General features: G+C 23.0%; 2 protein-coding genes. Both read right to left on the bottom strand.

Annotated features, from left to right (window positions below; translation table 11 throughout):
• Positions 1-70: 70 nt before the first annotated feature.
• Positions 71-871, bottom strand: a complete 801-nt coding sequence (locus tag GJV76_RS15600) for a hypothetical protein (RefSeq protein WP_155093498.1) — start codon at positions 869-871, stop codon at positions 71-73.
• Positions 872-876: 5 nt separating this feature from the next.
• Positions 877-1,053, bottom strand: coding sequence for a hypothetical protein (locus GJV76_RS15595; RefSeq protein ID WP_155093497.1), 177 nt, complete (start codon positions 1,051-1,053; stop codon positions 877-879).
• Positions 1,054-1,078: the final 25 nt, after the last annotated feature.

The raw sequence follows: 1,078 nt of genomic DNA, 5'->3' as shown, positions 1-1,078 counted from the left end.
TTTTAAACTACTATACACTTGTTTTAAGTTAAAAAAAAAGACCTAACTAATACAGTCAGGTCTTTTGTTATTACCAACTTGTAATTGGTCTATTTATCATCTTCCAAAATTCTAATAAAACTCTATCAACAAAATAAAGTTCTCTTTTATCTTTACTTAAAACCATACCAATATTAGGAAAAACCCAATGAGTTTTACGTTCAATTTTAAATTCTCTATCTATGAGATTATCCAAATCCTTTTTATTTTTAAGATTCAATTCTTTGAAATATATTTTCCCTTCAAAAGCATATCTATTTACCATTATTTGTGACAATAACATTTTATCAAAACGAAAACTAATATATTTTTCATCTACATAATATCGACTTGGTAATATATTAATTTCTTGTTCATCTAAAAGAATTAATTCTTCAATATTCTCACCAAAGTAAAAAGAATTAATCCCTACAAATGGAGCAAAATACAAATCATTTTCTATTTTTTTTATTACCTTTTTATTAACAATAAAACTATTGAAATAATCTTCATATGATTTCTTTAAATCTTGATTAAAAATCAGTAATTCATTAAATATTTTTTTGGATTTATTTAACCAGACTATAAGATCTAATTCTTCAAAATAGAATGTATCATCAGGAATTTCTATATGCGTATGTGTATCTAATAATTCTTTAAAATTAAGCCAATTGACCTTTTTATTATCAAGAATAAATTCATAACATGAGCGGACAGATATTGTTTTTATTTCATTTCTAGAATTTAATTCATAATAATACGTAATGCCATTATTTGTTTCACTAATTACTTTTTTTTTATCTCCTATACTAATATTGTTTATTTTTAATTTACTTGTTATACTTATTTCCATAATTTTTAATGATATAAATATTTTCGTTTTAATCTCTTACCTTCTTTGCTTGTAATATAATCATTGTCAATAGCATAATCAATCATATCTTTCATACCTTCATTATACTTTCCTCCAAATTTTCGTTTTATATCTTTGATATCCATTTCAATTGCCTTTCCAAACTTCCCTCTTCTAATCAAATCTTCTTGAACTTACCTCCATATA

Origin of the sequence: Myroides albus (assembly GCF_009711045.1) — a bacterium.
GTDB lineage: Bacteria > Bacteroidota > Bacteroidia > Flavobacteriales > Flavobacteriaceae > Flavobacterium > Flavobacterium album_A.
The sequence above is the reverse complement of the archived record's forward strand: the minus strand, read 5'-3'. Positions and strand labels throughout refer to the sequence as shown.